This is a genomic window from Sphingomonas sp. SP5, assembly GCF_058313455.1.
In genome coordinates, this window is sequence record NZ_JBZFLF010000001.1 from 771897 (window position 1) to 788447 (window position 16551).

Below are 16551 nucleotides of genomic sequence, written 5' to 3' on the forward strand. Positions count from 1 at the left end.
TCCGGCGCTACGCGCCTCCCTCCCGCAAAGGGTCGGCCATGCCCCCGGCATGGCCTAAACAGCACGGGTGCTGTTCACCCTTTGCGCCCGTCGGGAGAGAGAGAAGACGCCGAAGGCGGCGAGAGGGTGAGGGTGAGTGCGGGACGGCCCGTCACGGCCGGCTCAGCACTCCGCCGACCGACGGCACCCCAACGCCAGTCGTGCCCGGAAAGCTGATCGGCAGCCCCTTCAGCGTCCGCACCGCCATATAGGCGAAGCCCTCCGCCTCCATCGCATCGCCGTTCCAGCCCAGCGTATCGCTCGGCTCCGGCACCAGCCCGGTGCGCGCGGCGATCATCGCCAGCAGCGTCGGATTGTGCCGCCCGCCGCCCGCGACGATCAGCCGCCGCGGGCGCTTGGGCAGCCGGTCCAGCCCCTCGGCAACGCTCGCCGCCGTGAACGCGGTCAGCGTCGCGGCGCCATCCGCCGCCGACAGGCCGCGCGCCGGCTGGATGGTGAAATCGTTGCGATCGAGGCTCTTGGGCGGCGGCATGTCGAAGAAGGGATGATCGAGCATCGCGGTCAGCACCGTCTCGTCCACCCGCCCGGCCGCCGCCAGCGCCCCGCCGTCGTCGAAGCGCGCGCCCGTCTCCGCCTCGACCCAGGCGTCGATCAGCCCGTTCGCCGGCCCGGTGTCGAAGGCGACCAGTGCGCCGTCGCCGCCGATGAAGGTGACGTTGGCGACGCCGCCCAGGTTGAGCACCGCGACCGGCCGCTCCAGCCCGGCGGCGAGCGCGGCATGATAGACGGGGATCAGCGGCGCCCCCTGCCCGCCCGCCGCGACATCGGCAGTGCGGAAATCGCCGACCACCGCGATGCCCGTCGCTCGCGCCAGCACGGCGCCATCGCCGATCTGCCATGTCCAGCCGCGATCGGGCCGGTGCGCCACCGTTTGCCCGTGATAGCCGATCACATCCACGTCGGCGGCGGATACCCCCGCCTCGCGCAGCAGCTTGTGGACCGCGAAGGCATGCGTCCGGTCGATCAGCTCGCCCGCCGCGACCAGATCGGGACTGGCCCGCGGCCGGTCGAAGGTCAGCGCCAGCACGGTCGCCGCCGCCAGCTGCGCGCGCGCCGCGTCGGAATAGGGTTCGCCGCGGAAGGCGACGGGCCGCACCGCGCGCTCGCCATCCGTCTCGATCAGCGCCGCGTCGATCCCGTCGAGCGACGTTCCCGACATCAATCCTATCGCCAGCATGCCTGAAACTCCCGCCCCGTGCTGTGCCGTCCGCCACCGCGCCTGTCGAGCCACCCCGGACGCACGATGCGACGAAGCGACCGCATCTGGCGAAACCTCGCGAAAACGACTATGTGCGCCCCACTCATGGCAACTCGTCTTCCTTCCCCGCCGCGCGTCGGCATGGTGTCGCTCGGCTGTCCCAAGAACCTGGTCGACAGCGAGCGCATCCTCACCCAGCTGCGCGCCGACGGCTATCAGATGTCCGCCGATTATGCCGGCGCCGACGTGGTGCTGGTCAACACCTGCGGCTTTCTCGATTCCGCCAAGGAGGAGAGCCTGGAGGCGATCGGCGAAGCGATCGCCGAGAACGGCCGCGTCATCGTGACCGGCTGCATGGGCAAGGAGGCGGAGGTGATCCGCGCCCGCTTCCCGCAGGTGCTCGCGGTCACCGGCGCGCACCAATACGAACAGGTGGTGGAGGCGGTGCACGAGGCCGCGCCGGCCAACCTCTCACCCTATATCGATCTGATCCCGGATGCCGGCCTCAAGCTGACGCCGCGGCACTACAGCTACCTCAAGATTTCGGAAGGCTGCAACCACCGCTGCTCCTTCTGCATCATCCCGTCGCTGCGCGGCGACCTCGTCAGCCGCCGCCCCGATGCGATCCTGCGCGAGGCGGAGAAGCTGGTCGCCGCCGGCACGCGCGAACTGCTGGTCATCAGTCAGGATACCAGCGCCTACGGCATCGACATCCGCAAGCAACCGCGGATGTGGCAGGGCCGCGAGGTGGTGCCGCACATGACCGATCTCGCCCGCGAACTGGGCCGGATCGCACCCTGGGTGCGGCTCCATTACGTCTACCCCTACCCGCATGTCGATCAGGTCATCCCCCTGATGGCGGAGGGGCTGGTGCTCCCCTATCTCGATATCCCGTTCCAGCATGCCGCGCCCTCGGTGCTGCGCCGCATGAAGCGCCCCGGCAACGACGCCAAGGTGCTGGAACGCATCCACCAGTGGCGCGAGGTCCGCCCGGATATCGCCATCCGATCGACCTTCGTCGTCGGCTTTCCCGGCGAGACGGAGGCGGATTTCCAGTATCTGCTCGACTGGCTCGACGAGGCGCAGCTCGACCGCGTCGGCGCCTTCCGCTTCGAACCGGTCGAAGGCGCCGCCGCCAACGCCCTTCCCGATCCCGTGCCCGAGGAGGTGAAGGAGGAACGCTACCAGCGGATCATGGAACGCACCGCCGCGATCAGCGCGGCGAAGCTCGCCGCCAAGGTCGGCCGCACCCTGCCCGTCATCATCGACGAAGTCGGCGAGGAAGGCGCCACCGGCCGCAGCCAGGCCGACGCGCCGGAGATCGACGGCCAGGTCTTCCTGCGCGACGCCGCGCATCTGTCGGTCGGCGACATCGTCGGCGTGGCGATCGAGGATGCCGACGAGCATGATCTGTACGGGGTGCCGGTCTGAACCGCGCAAAGGTGTCGGAGATTTCACTTTGGTGAAGACGGCGGGATGTGGCAGCGTGGCGCCATGTCCTTGTCTTCTCCGCGTGCCGCTCTAGCCGCTCTCGCGCTTGCCGCCCCCGCCCCGCTCGCCGCACAGGCGCTCACCCCCGCCGAACTGACCGCGGTCGACAAGGTCGTCGCCGATGGGCTCGCCAGCACCGGCACGCCGTCGGCGCAGATCGCGATCGTGCGCGGCGGCCGGATCGTGCTGGTCAAGGCGTACGGCAAACAGTCCGACACCGCGGTCGCGCGGACCGATGCGCCCTATCAGATCGCGTCGATCTCCAAGCAGTTCACCGCCGCGGCGCTGCTGCTGCTCGCCGACGATGGCAAGCTGTCGCTCGACGACACCGTCGCCAAATGGCTGCCCGGCATCAGCGGCGGCGATCGGATTACCATCCGCCAGCTGCTCAGCCACACCGCCGGGCTGCAGGATTACTGGCCGCAGGACTACAGCTTCGCCGCCATGGAGACACCGACGACCCCGCAGGCGATCGTCGACCGCTGGGCGAAGAAGCCGCTCGACTTCCAGCCCGGCACGCAATGGCAATATTCCAACACCGGCTATGTCGTCGCCGGCATGATCGCGGAAAAGGCGGCGGGCGAGCCGCTGATGACCTTCCTCCAGCAGCGCATCTTCGCGCCGCTCGGCATCACCGCCTACGACCAGGACAAGGCGATCGGCGGCCGCTTCCCGGTCGGCTATCACCGCAACGCGCTGGGGCCGGTACGTGCGGCGCCGCCGCCTGCCGATGGCTGGCTGTTCGCCGCGGGAGAGCTGTCGATGAGCGCGGGCGATCTCGCCAAATGGGACGTCGCCCGGCTGAACCGCAGCCTGATGCCCGCCGCCGACTGGGCGGCACAGGAAAAGCCGGTGATGCTCGCCGACGGCAGCAGCACCAATTACGGCCTGGGCGTCAGCGTCGGCAAGCGCGGCGGCATGCCCTATGTCGAACATAGCGGCGAGGCGGTCGGCTTCCTGTCCGAAAACATCGTCTTCCCCGAACAGAAGGCGGCGATCGTCGTGCTCACCAACGCAGACTTCGGCGACGCCTTCGTCACCATCGCGCAAGGACTCGCCAAGGTCGTGCTGCCCGCCGCCACGGCGGATGCGGAGGAAGCGGCGAAGACCAGGGCCGCCCGGGCGATGTTCGACTCGCTGCGCAACGGCACGCTCGACCGGCGGCTGCTCACCGCCAACGCCTCCTATTATTTCACGCCGCAGGTCGTCGCCGACTATCGCAGCAGCCTCGCCCCGCTCGGGCAGCCGATCCGCTTCGAGCTGGCCGGGCCGAAGCGGCTGCGCGGCGGCTTCGTCCAGCGGCGCTACACGGTGACCTATCCCAAGCAGACGCTATCGATCGGCACCTTTGCCGAGCCGGACGGTGCCGAACGCTACGAACAGTTCATCGTCAGCCCGGCGAACTGACATGCCCGACACGCTGCTCCAGCCCGACCGCGGCCAGCCCGCCGCCACCATCGACCTCGTCGCGCCCGACGCCTATGAAGGCTGGCTCTCCGCGCAGCCGCCACGGACGCGCGCTGCCCTCGCTGCGCAGCGCTTCACCGGCGCGCCGGGCAGCCACGCCATCTATACCGACGACGCGGTGCGCGCCGTCGTCATCGCCGCGGACGCCGGCCCCTGGGCGCTCGCCAGACTTGCCGAAGCGCTGCCCGCCGGCACCTATCGCGTGCACGGAGAAGTCGGCGCCGCCGCGCTCGGCTGGGTGCTCGGCCAGTATCGCTTCGATCGCTACCGCAAGGCCGACGATCACGGCCCGCGCATCCTGCTGACCCGCGACGCCGCCGGCATCGAGGAAACCCTGCGCATCGCCGCCGCCACCGCGCTGGTCCGCGATCTCGTCAACACCGGCGCGGGCGATCTCGGCCCGGCCGAACTGGAGGCCGCCGCCGAGCAACTCGCGCGCCGGCATCACGCGACGCTCACCGTCACCCGCGGCGACGCGCTCGCCACCGGCTATCCGATGATCCACGCGGTCGGCCAGGCGGCGGTGAAGGAGCGCGCGCCGCGCCTGATCGAACTGGAATGGGGCGACCCCGCCCATCCGCGCGTCGCGCTGGTCGGCAAGGGCGTGGTGTTCGACACCGGCGGTCTCGACATCAAGCCATCCGCCGGCATGCGCCTGATGAAGAAGGACATGGGCGGCGCCGCGCATGCGCTGGCGCTGGCCGAGCTGGTGATGGCGGCCGGGCTGCCGGTGCGCCTCCACCTGCTCATCCCGGCGGTGGAGAATGCCATCGCCGGCAACGCCTTCCGTCCCGGCGACGTGCTGAGGAGCCGGCTCGGCCCGACGGTGGAGAACACCAACACCGATGCCGAAGGGCGGCTGATCCTCGGCGACGCGCTGACCAAGGCGGGCGAGGGCAAGCCGGAGTTGATCCTCGATTTCGCCACGCTCACCGGCGCCGCCCGCGTCGCGCTCGGCCCCGACCTGCCGCCGCTGTTCACTGACGACGAGGCGCTGGCGCAGGACCTGCTCGCCGCGGGCGACGCGCTCGACGATCCGATGTGGCGACTGCCGCTCTGGAGTGCGTATGACGATCTGTTGAAGTCCGACATCGCCGACATGGTCAACGCCCCCGACGGCGGCTTTGCCGGCGCGATCACCGCGGCGCTGTTCCTGCGCCGCTTCGTGCCCGCGGACGTGGCCTGGGCGCACCTCGACGTCTTCGCCTGGCGGCCGAGCGCCAAGCCCGGCCGGCCCAAGGGCGGCGACGCCTATGCCCTGCGCGCCTGCTATCATGTGCTGAAACGACGCTACGGGCGATCCTGACCATCCCTCTCATCCCCGCGCCCGGGCGGGTCGGGGACGCTATCGATCGACCGCCGGCGGATCGATGTCCCATTGCTGGTCGCGCAGCACCGTCGATCGCACCGGCCTGCCCCCGGCATCGCGCCACGGATCGTAGCGGAAGCGCTTCTCGATCGCGGCGCAGGTCGCCTGATCCATCAGCGCATTGCCGCTCGACCGCGCGATCGAACAGCCCGTCACCCGCCCGTTCGTCTCGACGCGATAGCGCACGCCGACGACGCCGCGAAAGCCGGTGTCGAGGATCGCCTCCGGGATATCGGAGCCCTTGATCCGTCCGCTCACCAGCCGCGGCACGCGTTCCCAGCCGCTGCCGTCGCCATCGCCGTCGCCGCCCGCGCCATTGCCGTTGCCGATGCCGCCCGCGCCGGTGCCCGGCCCCGCCCGGTCGGACGCACCGGAGGTCGCCTGCACGCCGATGTTGGGCAGGGGCGCGACGACCACCGGCGGCGGCACAACGACCTGGATGACCGGCACCGGCGCGGTCACCTCCGTCGCCTTGGAGCGCAGGTTCGGCGGCGAGGCCTTGCCGCTCGGCCGGTTGATCTTGCGCGGCGGCGGCACCACGCGCTCAGGCAGCGGCGGATCGGGCACCACCTCGAACGTCGCCAGCCCGCCCTGGATCGCGGCCGGCACGCCGCGAAAGGCGAGGCCCAGCACCAGCGCATAGCCGAGCGCCACCACGATCACCGCAGTCAGCGCCGCGGCAACCAGCCGTTCGCGTATCGAAGGCGTCAGAGCCGTCATCATGCCGGAGATGATGCCGCACCCCGGCTTTCGCAACGCTGACCGCACCGCGGCCGATCGCCATTCAGATCACGCGAAGCCGCGAAGTCGCAAAGATGATGTGTCACGCGAAGGCGCGGAGAACGCGGAGGGTGGATGGATGCGGCAGCATCCCTGCTCATCGATCGGCGTGATGTAAGAGCATGGCGGCGGCGGCAAGCCAAACATCTCCGCGCCCTCCGCGCCTCTGCGCGAATCTATCGCCTGCCCTCCGGCCGCTTCCCCGTGATCAGGCGTGAAGGACTCCAGCCTACAGCCCCGCCGCCGCCTCGATGATCGGCACGAACTTCGCCGCGGTCAGGCTCGCGCCGCCGACCAGCGCGCCGTCGACATTGTCGCAAGCTAGGATCGTCGCGGCATTCTCGCCCGTCACCGATCCGCCGTAGAGGATGCGCACGCCATCGGCGGCATCGCCGATCAGCATCCTGAGCTTCGCACGCGCGATCGCATGGATCGCGGCGATCTGCTCCAGCGTCGGCGTGCGCCCCGTCCCGATCGCCCAGCGCGGTTCGTAGGCGAGCGTGAACCAGCTGCCATCGGCATTGTCCGGCACCGATTTCTCGATCTGCGCCTGCACCACGCGCTCGGCGCGGTCCGCGTCGCGCTCCGCCTCCGTCTCCCCGCAGCAGGAGATGACGTGCAGCCCCTGCCGTCGCGCCGCTGCCGCTTTCGCCCAGGCATCGTGGCTGGTCTCGCCCTGGTCGGCGCGGCGCTCGCTATGGCCGACGATGGTGAAGCGCGCGCCGGCTTCCGCCACCATCGCCGCCGAGACGCAGCCGGTGTGCGCGCCGCTCTCCGCCTCGTGCACATCCTCGGCGCCGATCTCCAGCCCGGGCACCCGCACCGCCGCTGGCGCGATCAGCGTGAAGGGCACCGCGACTGCCACGTCGATGCCGGCCGCCGCCGCCGCGGCCGCGGCCGCGGCGATGCCGTCGAGCTCCGCCAGCGCGCCGAGCGAGCCGTTCATCTTCCAATTGCCCGCCACCAGCTTGCGCCGCGTCATCCGACCTCCCGTTTAACGTGTTCAACAACCAATGCCGCCACCCGCGCTTGATGGCAAGCCGCCGCGCCCCTAAAGCGTGGACCAAATCAAAGGGACGATCGGCCTCTCCATGCTCAGCTTCTTTCGCCGGATCATCAATTCCAAGGCCGGCGTGATCGTCACCTTCATCGTGCTCGGCGTCATCGCGCTCGCCTTTGCCGCCGGCGACATCACCGGGCTGGGCGGCGGCACCACCAGCCTGTCGGGCAACAATGTCGCGACGGTCGGCGGCGAAAAGATCGGCGCCGCCGAACTGCGCAGCCGGGTGCAGACCGAATTGCAGGCCGCGCGCCAGCAGCAGCCGACCGTGACCATGGAGCAGTTGCTCGACCAGGGCGGCCTGCAGGCGACGCTGGACCGCACGATCAACGGCCTCGCGCTGGAGCGGTTCGGCCACGATGAGGGCATAATCGTCAGCAAGCGCTCGATCGACGGCGTCATCGCCAGCATCCCCGGCCTGCGCGGCCCCAACGGCCAGTTCGATCCGGTCAACTACCAGCGCCTGCTGGCCGATCAGAAGCTGACCGATGCGCAGGTCCGCACCGATATCGCGCGCGATATCATCGCCCAGCAGCTGATGCTGCCGACGCAGGGCGCGACGCAGGTGCCGATGAAGGTCGCCCTGCCCTATGCCTCGCTGATGCTGGAAAAGCGCTCGGGCCAAATCGCCTTCGTGCCGGCCAAGGCGGTGGATACGGGCGCGGCGCCGACCGACGCCGAATTGCAGGCCTTCTACCAGCGCAACGTCGCCCGCTACACCGTGCCGGAACGTCGCGTCGTCCGCTATGCGATCGTCGCGCCCGATCAGGTGAAGGCGCGCAGCCAGCCGACCGACGCGGAGGTCGCCGCCGCCTACAACCAGCAGAAGCCGCGCTTCGCCGCCGCCGAGAAGCGGACGATCAGCCAGGTCGTCGTCGCCGATCAGGCGGGCGCCAACGCCCTTGCCGCCAAAGTGAAGGGCGGCGCCTCGCTCGCCGACGCCGCGCGTGCCGCCGGCCTCGAACCCGCGGTGCAGACCGGCGTCACCAAGGCCGCCTATGCCGCCGCCAGCAGCGCACAGATCGCCGACGGGGCCTTTGCCGCCCCACAGGGCGGCGTGATCGGTCCGGTGCGTGGGCCGCTCGGCTGGGTGGTCGCCAAGGTCGATTCGGTCGAACAGGTCGCCGGCAAGACGCTGGAACAGGCGCGACCAGAAATCGTCGCCGAACTGTCCAAGCAGAAGCTGCAACAGGCGCTGGCCGACGTGCACGACAAGCTGGACGACGCGCTCGCCAAGAACGCGACCTTCGACGAAGCGGTCGCCGACCAGTCGCTGGCCGCCCGGACCACGCCCGCCCTGCTCGCCAGCGGCATCAACCCCGATGCGCCGACGACGGCGCCCGATGCCGCGCTGACGCCAATCGTCGGCGCCGCCTTCCAGATGGCGGAGGGCGATCCGGCGCAGCTGGTGCCGATCGGCCAGGACGGCACCTTCGCGATCGTCGCGATCGGCCGCGTCGTTCCCGCCGCGCCGCGTCCGCTCGCCCAGGTCCGCGACCGGGTGGTGGCGGACATCACCGCCGACCGCGCCCGCGCCGCCGCCCGCAAGCTCGCCAGCGATATCCTCGCCAAGGTCAACAAGGGCACCCCGCTCGCGCAGGCGATCGCCGGCGCCGGACGGCCGCTGCCGCCGGTCCAGCCCGCCGTCGCTACCCGCGCACAGCTCGCCGCGGCGCAGGGCAACGTCCAGGCGCCGCTCGCGCTGATGTTCTCGATGGCGCAGGGCAATGCCAAGCTGCTGGAGGCGCCGGACAATGCCGGCTGGCTGATCGTCAAGCTCGACACGATCGTCCCCGGCAACGCCGCCAAGGTGCCCGAAGCGATCGCCGGCGCGCGCGGCAGCATCGCGCGGCTGGTCGGCCGTGAATATGCCGAACAGTTCGCCCGCGCGGTGCGCAACACGGTCGGCGTCAAGACCGATGCCGCCGCCCTTGCCCGCGTCCGTGCGGACCTCACCGGCAACGGCAACTGACATGGCCGATCCGCGGGCGGCGCTCGCCGAGGGGCGCCCCGCGCTCGTCTGGCGCCGGCAGATCGCCGACACCGAAACGCCGGTCGCCGCCGCACTCAAGCTGATCGAGCCGGGCCGCGGCGACTTCCTGCTCGAATCGGTGGAGGGCGGCGCCACCCGCGGCCGCCACAGCCTGATCGGCCTCGCGCCGGACCTCGTCTTCCGTGCGCATGGCGACCGGGCGGAGATCAACCGCCACTGGGCGACCGATCGCGACGCCTTCCTGCCCGCCGGCGAGCCGACGCTGGGGGCGCTGCGCACCCTCGTCGCCGAATGCCGCGCCAACGTACCGGCCGAGTTGCCGCGCGCGCTTGCCTGCCTCGTCGGCTATTTCGGCTATGAGACGATCGGCCTCGTCGAGCGGCTGGAACAGCCCGCCGCCGATCCGCTCGGCCTGCCTGACATGCTGTTCGTCCGGCCGACGGTGTTGTGCGTGTTCGACCGGCTGGCGGACGCGCTGTACCTCGTCGCGCCGGTATGGCCCGATCCGCGCCGCGATCCCGCGGCCTTGGTCGCGGAGGCGGAGGACCGGCTCGACGCCACCACCGCGCGGCTCGCCACCACGCCGATCCCGCCGCGCGTGCGCGACGAACTGGCGCCGGTCGCCTACACGCCCGCCGTCGCACCCGCCGACTATGCCACGATGGTCACCCGCGCGCAGGACTATATCGCGGCCGGCGATATCTTCCAGGTCGTGCTCGCCCAGCGCTTCTCCGCGCCGTTCGCGCTGCCGCCATTCGAACTCTACCGCAGCCTACGCCGCATCAACCCCTCGCCCTTCCTCTATCACCTCGACCTGCCAGGCTTCGCGTTGATCGGTTCCAGCCCCGAGATCCTCGTGCGCGTCCGCGATGGGCAGGTGACGATCCGCCCGATCGCCGGCACCCGCCCGCGCGGCCGCACGGCCGCAGAGGATGAGGCGAACCGGACCAGCCTGCTCGCCGACCCCAAGGAGCGCGCCGAGCATCTGATGCTGCTCGATCTCGGCCGCAACGACGTCGGCCGCGCCGCCGCGCCGGGATCGGTCAAGGTCACCGCCAGCTACGGCATCGAATTCTACAGCCACGTCATGCACATCGTCTCCAACGTGGTCGGCGATCTCTCGCCGTCCGCCGATGCGATCGATGCGCTGTTCGCGGGCTTTCCCGCCGGGACGGTCAGCGGCGCGCCGAAAGTGCGCGCCTGCCAGATCATCGCCGAGCTGGAGCCCGAGCGCCGCGGCGCCTATGCCGGCGGCGTCGGCTATTTCTCGCCCGACGGATCGATGGATTCGTGCATCGTCCTGCGCACCGCGGTGGTGAAGGACGGCACCATCCACGCCCAGGCCGGCGCCGGCATCGTCGCCGACAGCGTGCCCGCCTACGAACAGCGCGAGTGCGAGGCCAAGGCGGGCGCGATCCTCGCCGCCGCCAACGACGCCATCGCGCGGGCGGGCGACACCGGCTTCGGCCAGTGACGCGGCCTACCAGGCGGCGGCGATGCCCAGCCGCAGGCTGCGCGGCCTGAGCGGCGTCGCCTGCGTGCGGCCCGCCAGACCGAACGGGTTGCCGAAGGCGAAGCGGTTCGCCCGCACGTCGGTGAGGTTGTCCAGCCCTAGCGACACGTCGAGATTGCGCCAGCGCGCGCCTGCGGTCAGGCTCGCCGTCGCATAATCGCCCTGGCTGACGTCGAGCAGGTCGCCGGTGCCCAGCACCGACCGGCCGACATAGTCGATCGTCCCGCCAACCCGCGGCGTCACCGCGCCGCCATCTGCCCAGGCATAGGTGATGCCGGCATGCCCGGCGAAGGGCGGCGTTTCGGGCAGCCGCCGGTTGTCCTCGCGCGACTGGTCGGCCATCGGCCCGAACACCTGATTGTGGGTGTAGAGCGCCGACGCGGCGAGCGTCAGCCGCGGCACCGGCACCCAGTCGAGCGACGCCTCCAGCGTCTGGATGCGCGCATCGCCCAGGTTGGTGGTGAACGGCTGACCGCGCCGGTTGATGAGGTCGGCCTGGATGCGATCCCAATGCGCGGTCGACGCGCTCACCGACAGGCCGATCCCGGTCGGCCCGCTGCGCAGCCGCCGCAGCCCGACCTCGACCAGCCCGATCGCATCGGCCTGATAGGTCGCGACCCGGCCGATCCCCTGCGCGACCGCGAGGCCGCCGGTACGAAAACCCGTCTGGTAGCGCGCGAACAGCGCCAGTTCCGCCGCCAGCCGATAGGACAGCGCCAGCGTCGGATCGAGCCGCTGCGTCGATCGCCCCTTGATATAGCTCGCCGGGCGCCGGGTGCTGGACGGCTCGCCGTCGACGCGGGCGGTGGTGAAGCGCCCCCCCGCCGTCACCGACAGGCCTGGCAGCAGCACCACCGTCGCCTCGCCGAACGCCGATGCGGCGCGGGTGACGTTGCTGACGCCGGTGATGTCGATCTCGCTGCCCGGCGTCCCCAGGCCGCGCGACAGGATCGACCGGTCGCTGACCAGGGTGAAGCCGGCGAGCCAGGATCGCCCGCCCGGCAGCGATCGCGACAGCCGCAATTCCTGCGACAGCAGCAGCTTGTCGGTATCCACCGTGTAGACGATCGGCCGCCGCGCCGCGCGGATGTTGGGCGTCGCGTCGAACGTGTCGGCGGTGGCGTAATCGGCGACGCCGGTCGCCGACACCAGCCGCAACCCGCTGTCCCAATCCTTGGCGACGACCAGCCGCCCGAACAGGAAGCGATCGGCAAAGGGCTGCGCGACCATGGTCGATCGCGTCAGCACGCCATCGGGCCGATCGATATATTGCCCGTCGCGCGACTCGATCCGCTGCGCGACGCCGCTCGCGTCGACCTGCCAGCCATCCCCCGGATCGGCGCGCACCGCCAGCCGCGCGCCCAGCGTGTCGGTGCGGTTGATGTTGCGCAAGGCACGCCGCGGATCGTCGATATAGCCGCCGTCCTGCGCACGGTAGACGACGCCGCGCAGCGCCAGCGCGTCGCGAACGAGCGGCAGGTTGACCATTTCGGCCAAGTCGAACCCCGGCGCCCCGCCCTGCGTCACCGTCACGCCGCCCGCCGCCGATCCGCCGACCCGGTTCAGGTCCGGCGCATTGGAGGTCAGCCGCAGCACGCCGCCGATCGCACCCGAACCATAGAGCGTGCCCTGCGGCCCCTCCAGCACCTCGACGGCATGCATGTCGTAGAGACGTAGGCCCGGGTCCGGCCCGGATGCGTTGAGCTGCACGTCGTCCAGGTAGACGCTGGCGGTCGATTGCGTGGTGCCGTTGAAGCTGCTGTCGGCGATGCCGCGGATGAACACCTTGTTGCGCCCCGGCCCCAGCTGCGTGCCCTGCAGGATCGGCAGGGTGCGGGTCAGGTCGCTGATATCCCCGGTGCCGCCATCGGCGCGGCCCGGCGATCCGGTGACCAGCGCCAGGCTGCCGGGATAGCGGAGCAGCGGCACCCGCCGCTTGCTCGCCGTGACGACGATATCGGCAGGCACCGCCGGCTCGGGCTCGACATGCGGCATGCGCACCGGCGCACGTGGCCGCGGCCGCGGCGCGGCGACGACGCGGTAGCTGCCGCCCGCGCCGGGAATCGCCCGATAGCCGGTCCCCGCCAGCAGGCGGTCGAGGGCCCGGCCCACGGTCATCGATCCCCGCAACGGCCGCGTCCGCACCGATCGCAGCCCGCGCTCGACACTGACGATCTCGGTCCCGCTCGCCGCGCCCAGCGCCAGCAGCGCCGCATCCAGCGTATCGGCGGGCAGGTTCACCGCCACCCGGCGATCGGCGGCACCGGCCGCGCCCGCCGGACAGGCGAGCAGCGCGATGGACAACGATGCTACATTAAGGCGCCGCCGTACGCTCCGCCAAGACCCAGCCTTTGCCTTCACGCCGCCATGTCGCCCCGATCAGATCGGCCAGATGCGGAATGTCGCGATCGGCGGCCCCGGTAACATGGATCATGCCGGTAAACGGCCGGCGCGGCAAGTCGCCGGCCAGCGTCACCACCGTACCGTGCAGCCGGCGCAGGCTGGCGACGACCTCGCCGAGCGGCTGGCCGTTGAAGCTGAGCATGCCCGTGCGCCAGCCGCCGACCGCCGCCGCGGCGACCGTGCTCCGCGCGATCAGCCCGGTCTTCCCGGCGAAGCGCAGCGCATCGCCGGCGCCAAGCCGCACCGCGGCCGTCCCGCTTTGGGACGCCGGCTGGAACATCACCGATCCTTCGGCGACCGCGACCGACACGTCGTCGCCTTCATGCGTCACGTCGAACCGCGTGCCGAGATCGCGGATCACCTGCCCGCCCGCCTGGATGGTGAAGGGATGCGCGGCATCGTGCACGACGCTCAGCATCACCTGCCCGCCCTCCAGCGTCAGGCTGCGCGGATCGCCCGCCGTCACCCGCACCGTCGTGCCGCCGTTCATCGCGATCGTCGTGCCGTCGGGCAGCCGCACGTCGCGCCGCTCGCCGTCGCGCGTCGCAAAGACCTGCGCACCGGGCGTGCGCGGCAGCGCCAGCGGCACCAGCAGCGCCGCGACCGCCGCCGCGGCGATCCCGCCGCCGACCAGCCGCCACGGCCGCCGCCCACGCTCGACCGGCATATCGTCGTTCGCCGCCAGCCGCTCGGCCGGAAACACCATTTCGCCAACTTGCCGATCGCCTGCCGCGACCCGGTCATAGGCGTCGGCATGCGCCGGGTCCGCCTCCAGCCAGGCGACGAACCGCGGCCAATCGGCATCCGCCATCGCGTCCTGCCGCAAATGCCAGGCGATCGCCTGGTCGATGATGCTGGTCACGTCGTTGGTCACAGGCCCCTGCCCCTTCCACCATCATGACGACACGGTGGCGGCACATCCGCACCAGCCTGTTCGACGCGGGCGAGAATTATCCGATAGGCGCGCTGCAACAGCTTTTCGACGCCGCTCACGCTGATGCCCAGTTGCTCGGCGATGGCACGCTGCGGCCTTGCCTCGATCCGGAACAGCCTGAGCGCGGTCGCCATCCGTTCGGGCATGCCGTCGATCGCCGCCTGGACGCAGCGCAATTCGTCGCGCGCCACCAATGCCCGTTCGGCGTCGGGCATATCCTCGGCGATCGACTGGGCATCGAGCCAGGCCGCATCGCGCGCGCCGCGCCGCGCACCGGCGATGCGGCGGTCGGTCGCCAGATTGTTGGCCACGCGATAGAGGAAGGCGACCGGCTGCGCGATCGGCCGGTCGATCCCCTGATCCAGCCGCAGCCACATGTCCTGCAACGCATCGTCGGCCTCGTCGCGGCTGCCGAGGCGCGCGGCGAGCAACCGCAGCAGCATCGGTCGCTGTTCCAGGAAGATCGCGCGAAGCCCACCGTCCGCCAGCCGATCGTCAGCCAAACTCCGCGCGCGCTCCCCATATCAGGCCGAAAACGCCAGCCCTTCCGCCGCTGCCATGTCGGCAATCGACCATTTCCGCAAGGCATTGGCCTCGCGCGGGCGCGCCTCCGCGATCGCATCGCCGGACCGCACGCCGGCGCCGGGGTGGCACATCACCAGGTGCATGCCCGCCGCACGCCGCAGGAAGCGGGGGAACAAGGCACGGTAATCACTCGCGAAATCATAGTGGCCGGCAAAGCTGTCGTTGCAGCGCAGGCGATAGCGCGCCGCCGCCCGGCGCAGCCCGCGCGAATGATAGGCGCTGCCGATCGCCTTGCCGGCGAAGGGCCGCGCCAGCATCGCGCCCAACCGGTCGACGCAATCGCGCACCCAGGCATCGGGCGCGCGATTCGCGGTTTCGAACAACACGATATCGCGGATACCGGGCAGCGCGTGCGAATGCTGGTGGCCATCGACGAAGTCGGGCGCCCGCCCCATCGCCGCGACGAAGGCGTCGAACTGCGCCACCACCTCGCCCGCGATCTCCTCCAGCGGCAATTCGCGGCGCGCGGCGAGGCGCGCGAGCGGATCGATCTCCGGCATCATGCCATCGGGCGCGAACCGCGGCATCGCGGTCAGCGGCCGTTCGCCGGTGAGCGTCAGGTGCAATCCCACTGCGACACCGGGCGGCAGCGCGCGCAGCAGTTCGGCATCCCTCGCCCAGCCGGGCATCAGCGTCATGCAGCTGGTGGCGTTCAGCTTGCCCGCCGCGGCCAGCTCCGCGATCGTCTCGCTCACCTCCCGCGAAAAGGCGAAATCGTCAGCGCACAGAATAAGACGGGACAAGGGCCGGCCTTTCGTTGGTCTGCTGGTCATCGGTCTGCTGGAAGGCGCGCTCGCGCATGCCGATGCTCTGCAACCGGCGGCGGTTGAGGCGGCGCGCGAGGAAGCGGTAGAAGAACCAGCCGCCCGCCCATGGCGCGGTCGCCGAATAGAGCAGCCGCTCGGCGAGCGTCCAGCGGATCGAATCGCGGTCGCGCTCGCGCGGCGACGGCGTGCACCAGAAATCCTCGGCGTAGAGCATCGTGCCCTGCGCCATCGTGCGGTGGATCACCTCATGGTCCTCCAACACATAGTTCCAGATCGCCGGATCGAAGCCGCCGACCGCGCGCAGCGCCTCCACCGCGAAGCACTGGCCGGCACCGCCGGCATGGCATTGCCGCGGCAGCACCCGCGCCGACGACAGGATGCGCCGCGCCTCGGCATCGCAGGCGGCGCGGCTCGCATCGGGCGCGACGAAATAGGCGCCGGCGACCACGCAGCCGTCCCGCTCCAGCAGCCGCTCCGCCGCGGCAAGGTAATGCGGCGGGTACACAGTATCGGCGTCGCAGGTCGCGACATAGCGCGTCCGCACCCAGCCGAGCCCGGTCCGCAGCGCCGCGACCTTGCCCGGCGTCGGCTCGGTGATGACCAGCGCGTCCAGCCCATGCGCCTTCACCGCGGCACGCGCCACGTCGGCACTGCCGTCGGTCGATCCGTTGTCGACCAGGATCATGATGAGCGGCACGTCCTGCGCCGCCAGGCTGGCGATCGTCGCGGCCAGATAGTCGCGCTCGTTGAAGAACGGGATCAGCACCGTCCACAGCGGCGTCGGCCGCCGGTCCAGCCGCCGCGCCGCGATCGAGGATCCCGCGGCACTGCGCGACAATCGGTCATGGTCGGTGATGAGATACATAACGCCCCCGGTGATCCGTGCGCCGCCGCCCCCGCCGCTGCTGCACGACGCGGCCACCCTCCCCGG

The 16551-nt window shown here is 71.0% G+C and carries 13 protein-coding genes; 5 read left to right on the forward strand and 8 right to left on the reverse strand.

Annotation, left to right across the window (positions count from 1 at the left end; translation table 11 throughout):
• Window positions 1-151 precede the first annotated feature (151 nt).
• Window positions 152-1237, reverse strand: coding sequence for an anhydro-N-acetylmuramic acid kinase (locus AC4GY7_RS03485; protein ID WP_491112008.1), 1086 nt, complete (start codon window positions 1235-1237; stop codon window positions 152-154).
• 126 nt (window positions 1238-1363) lie between these two features.
• Between AC4GY7_RS03485 and rimO the strand changes: the two genes are divergently transcribed.
• From rimO to AC4GY7_RS03500, 3 genes are read left to right on the forward strand one after another with little or no spacing between them, the layout of a single operon-like run.
• On the forward strand, window positions 1364-2689 hold the full coding sequence (gene rimO / locus AC4GY7_RS03490; RefSeq protein ID WP_491112009.1) for a 30S ribosomal protein S12 methylthiotransferase RimO: 1326 nt from the start codon (window positions 1364-1366) through the stop codon (window positions 2687-2689).
• Window positions 2690-2734: 45 nt separating this feature from the next.
• Window positions 2735-4156 (forward strand): serine hydrolase domain-containing protein, encoded by a 1422-nt coding sequence (locus AC4GY7_RS03495; protein WP_491112010.1) that lies wholly within the window; start codon window positions 2735-2737, stop codon window positions 4154-4156.
• A gap of 1 nt (window position 4157) precedes the next feature.
• The gene (locus AC4GY7_RS03500) at window positions 4158-5522 is read left to right on the forward strand and encodes a leucyl aminopeptidase family protein (protein ID WP_491112011.1); all 1365 of its coding nucleotides are present in this window, start codon (window positions 4158-4160) and stop codon (window positions 5520-5522) included.
• A 39-nt stretch (window positions 5523-5561) separates the two neighbouring features.
• On the opposite strand, the gene AC4GY7_RS03505 is transcribed toward AC4GY7_RS03500, so the two are convergent.
• Both AC4GY7_RS03505 and tpiA read right to left on the reverse strand, forming a co-directional pair.
• The gene (locus AC4GY7_RS03505; RefSeq protein WP_491112012.1) at window positions 5562-6308 is read right to left on the reverse strand and encodes an energy transducer TonB; all 747 of its coding nucleotides are present in this window, start codon (window positions 6306-6308) and stop codon (window positions 5562-5564) included.
• Window positions 6309-6594: 286 nt separating this feature from the next.
• Window positions 6595-7347 carry a triose-phosphate isomerase gene (tpiA, locus tag AC4GY7_RS03510; RefSeq protein WP_491112013.1) on the reverse strand — a complete coding sequence of 251 codons (753 nt, stop codon included), beginning with the start codon at window positions 7345-7347 and terminating at the stop codon, window positions 6595-6597.
• A gap of 109 nt (window positions 7348-7456) precedes the next feature.
• On the opposite strand from tpiA, the gene AC4GY7_RS03515 reads away from it, so the two are divergent.
• Window positions 7457-9397, forward strand: a complete 1941-nt coding sequence (locus AC4GY7_RS03515) for a peptidylprolyl isomerase (protein WP_491112014.1) — start codon at window positions 7457-7459, stop codon at window positions 9395-9397.
• A gap of 1 nt (window position 9398) precedes the next feature.
• Window positions 9399-10892, forward strand: a complete 1494-nt coding sequence (locus tag AC4GY7_RS03520) for an anthranilate synthase component I family protein (protein WP_491112015.1) — start codon at window positions 9399-9401, stop codon at window positions 10890-10892.
• Between the two features lie 6 nt (window positions 10893-10898).
• Here the strand turns inward: AC4GY7_RS03520 and AC4GY7_RS03525 are convergent, their stop codons facing one another.
• From AC4GY7_RS03525 to AC4GY7_RS03545, 5 genes are read right to left on the reverse strand one after another with little or no spacing between them, the layout of a single operon-like run.
• On the reverse strand, window positions 10899-13235 hold the full coding sequence (locus tag AC4GY7_RS03525) for a TonB-dependent receptor (protein WP_491112016.1): 2337 nt from the start codon (window positions 13233-13235) through the stop codon (window positions 10899-10901).
• A 10-nt stretch (window positions 13236-13245) separates the two neighbouring features.
• Window positions 13246-14208 (reverse strand): FecR family protein, encoded by a 963-nt coding sequence (locus AC4GY7_RS03530; protein ID WP_491112017.1) that lies wholly within the window; start codon window positions 14206-14208, stop codon window positions 13246-13248.
• Window positions 14205-14771: an RNA polymerase sigma factor gene (locus AC4GY7_RS03535; protein ID WP_491112018.1), complete on the reverse strand. Its 567-nt coding sequence runs from the start codon at window positions 14769-14771 to the stop codon at window positions 14205-14207. The genes AC4GY7_RS03530 and AC4GY7_RS03535 overlap by 4 nt, the downstream gene beginning before the upstream one ends.
• A 21-nt stretch (window positions 14772-14792) precedes the next feature.
• On the reverse strand, window positions 14793-15596 hold the full coding sequence (locus AC4GY7_RS03540; RefSeq protein WP_491112019.1) for a ChbG/HpnK family deacetylase: 804 nt from the start codon (window positions 15594-15596) through the stop codon (window positions 14793-14795).
• Complete coding sequence (locus AC4GY7_RS03545) at window positions 15571-16485, reverse strand: glycosyltransferase family 2 protein (RefSeq protein ID WP_491112020.1); 915 nt, start codon at window positions 16483-16485, stop codon at window positions 15571-15573. The genes AC4GY7_RS03540 and AC4GY7_RS03545 overlap by 26 nt, the downstream gene beginning before the upstream one ends.
• Between the last annotated feature and the right edge of the window lie 66 nt (window positions 16486-16551).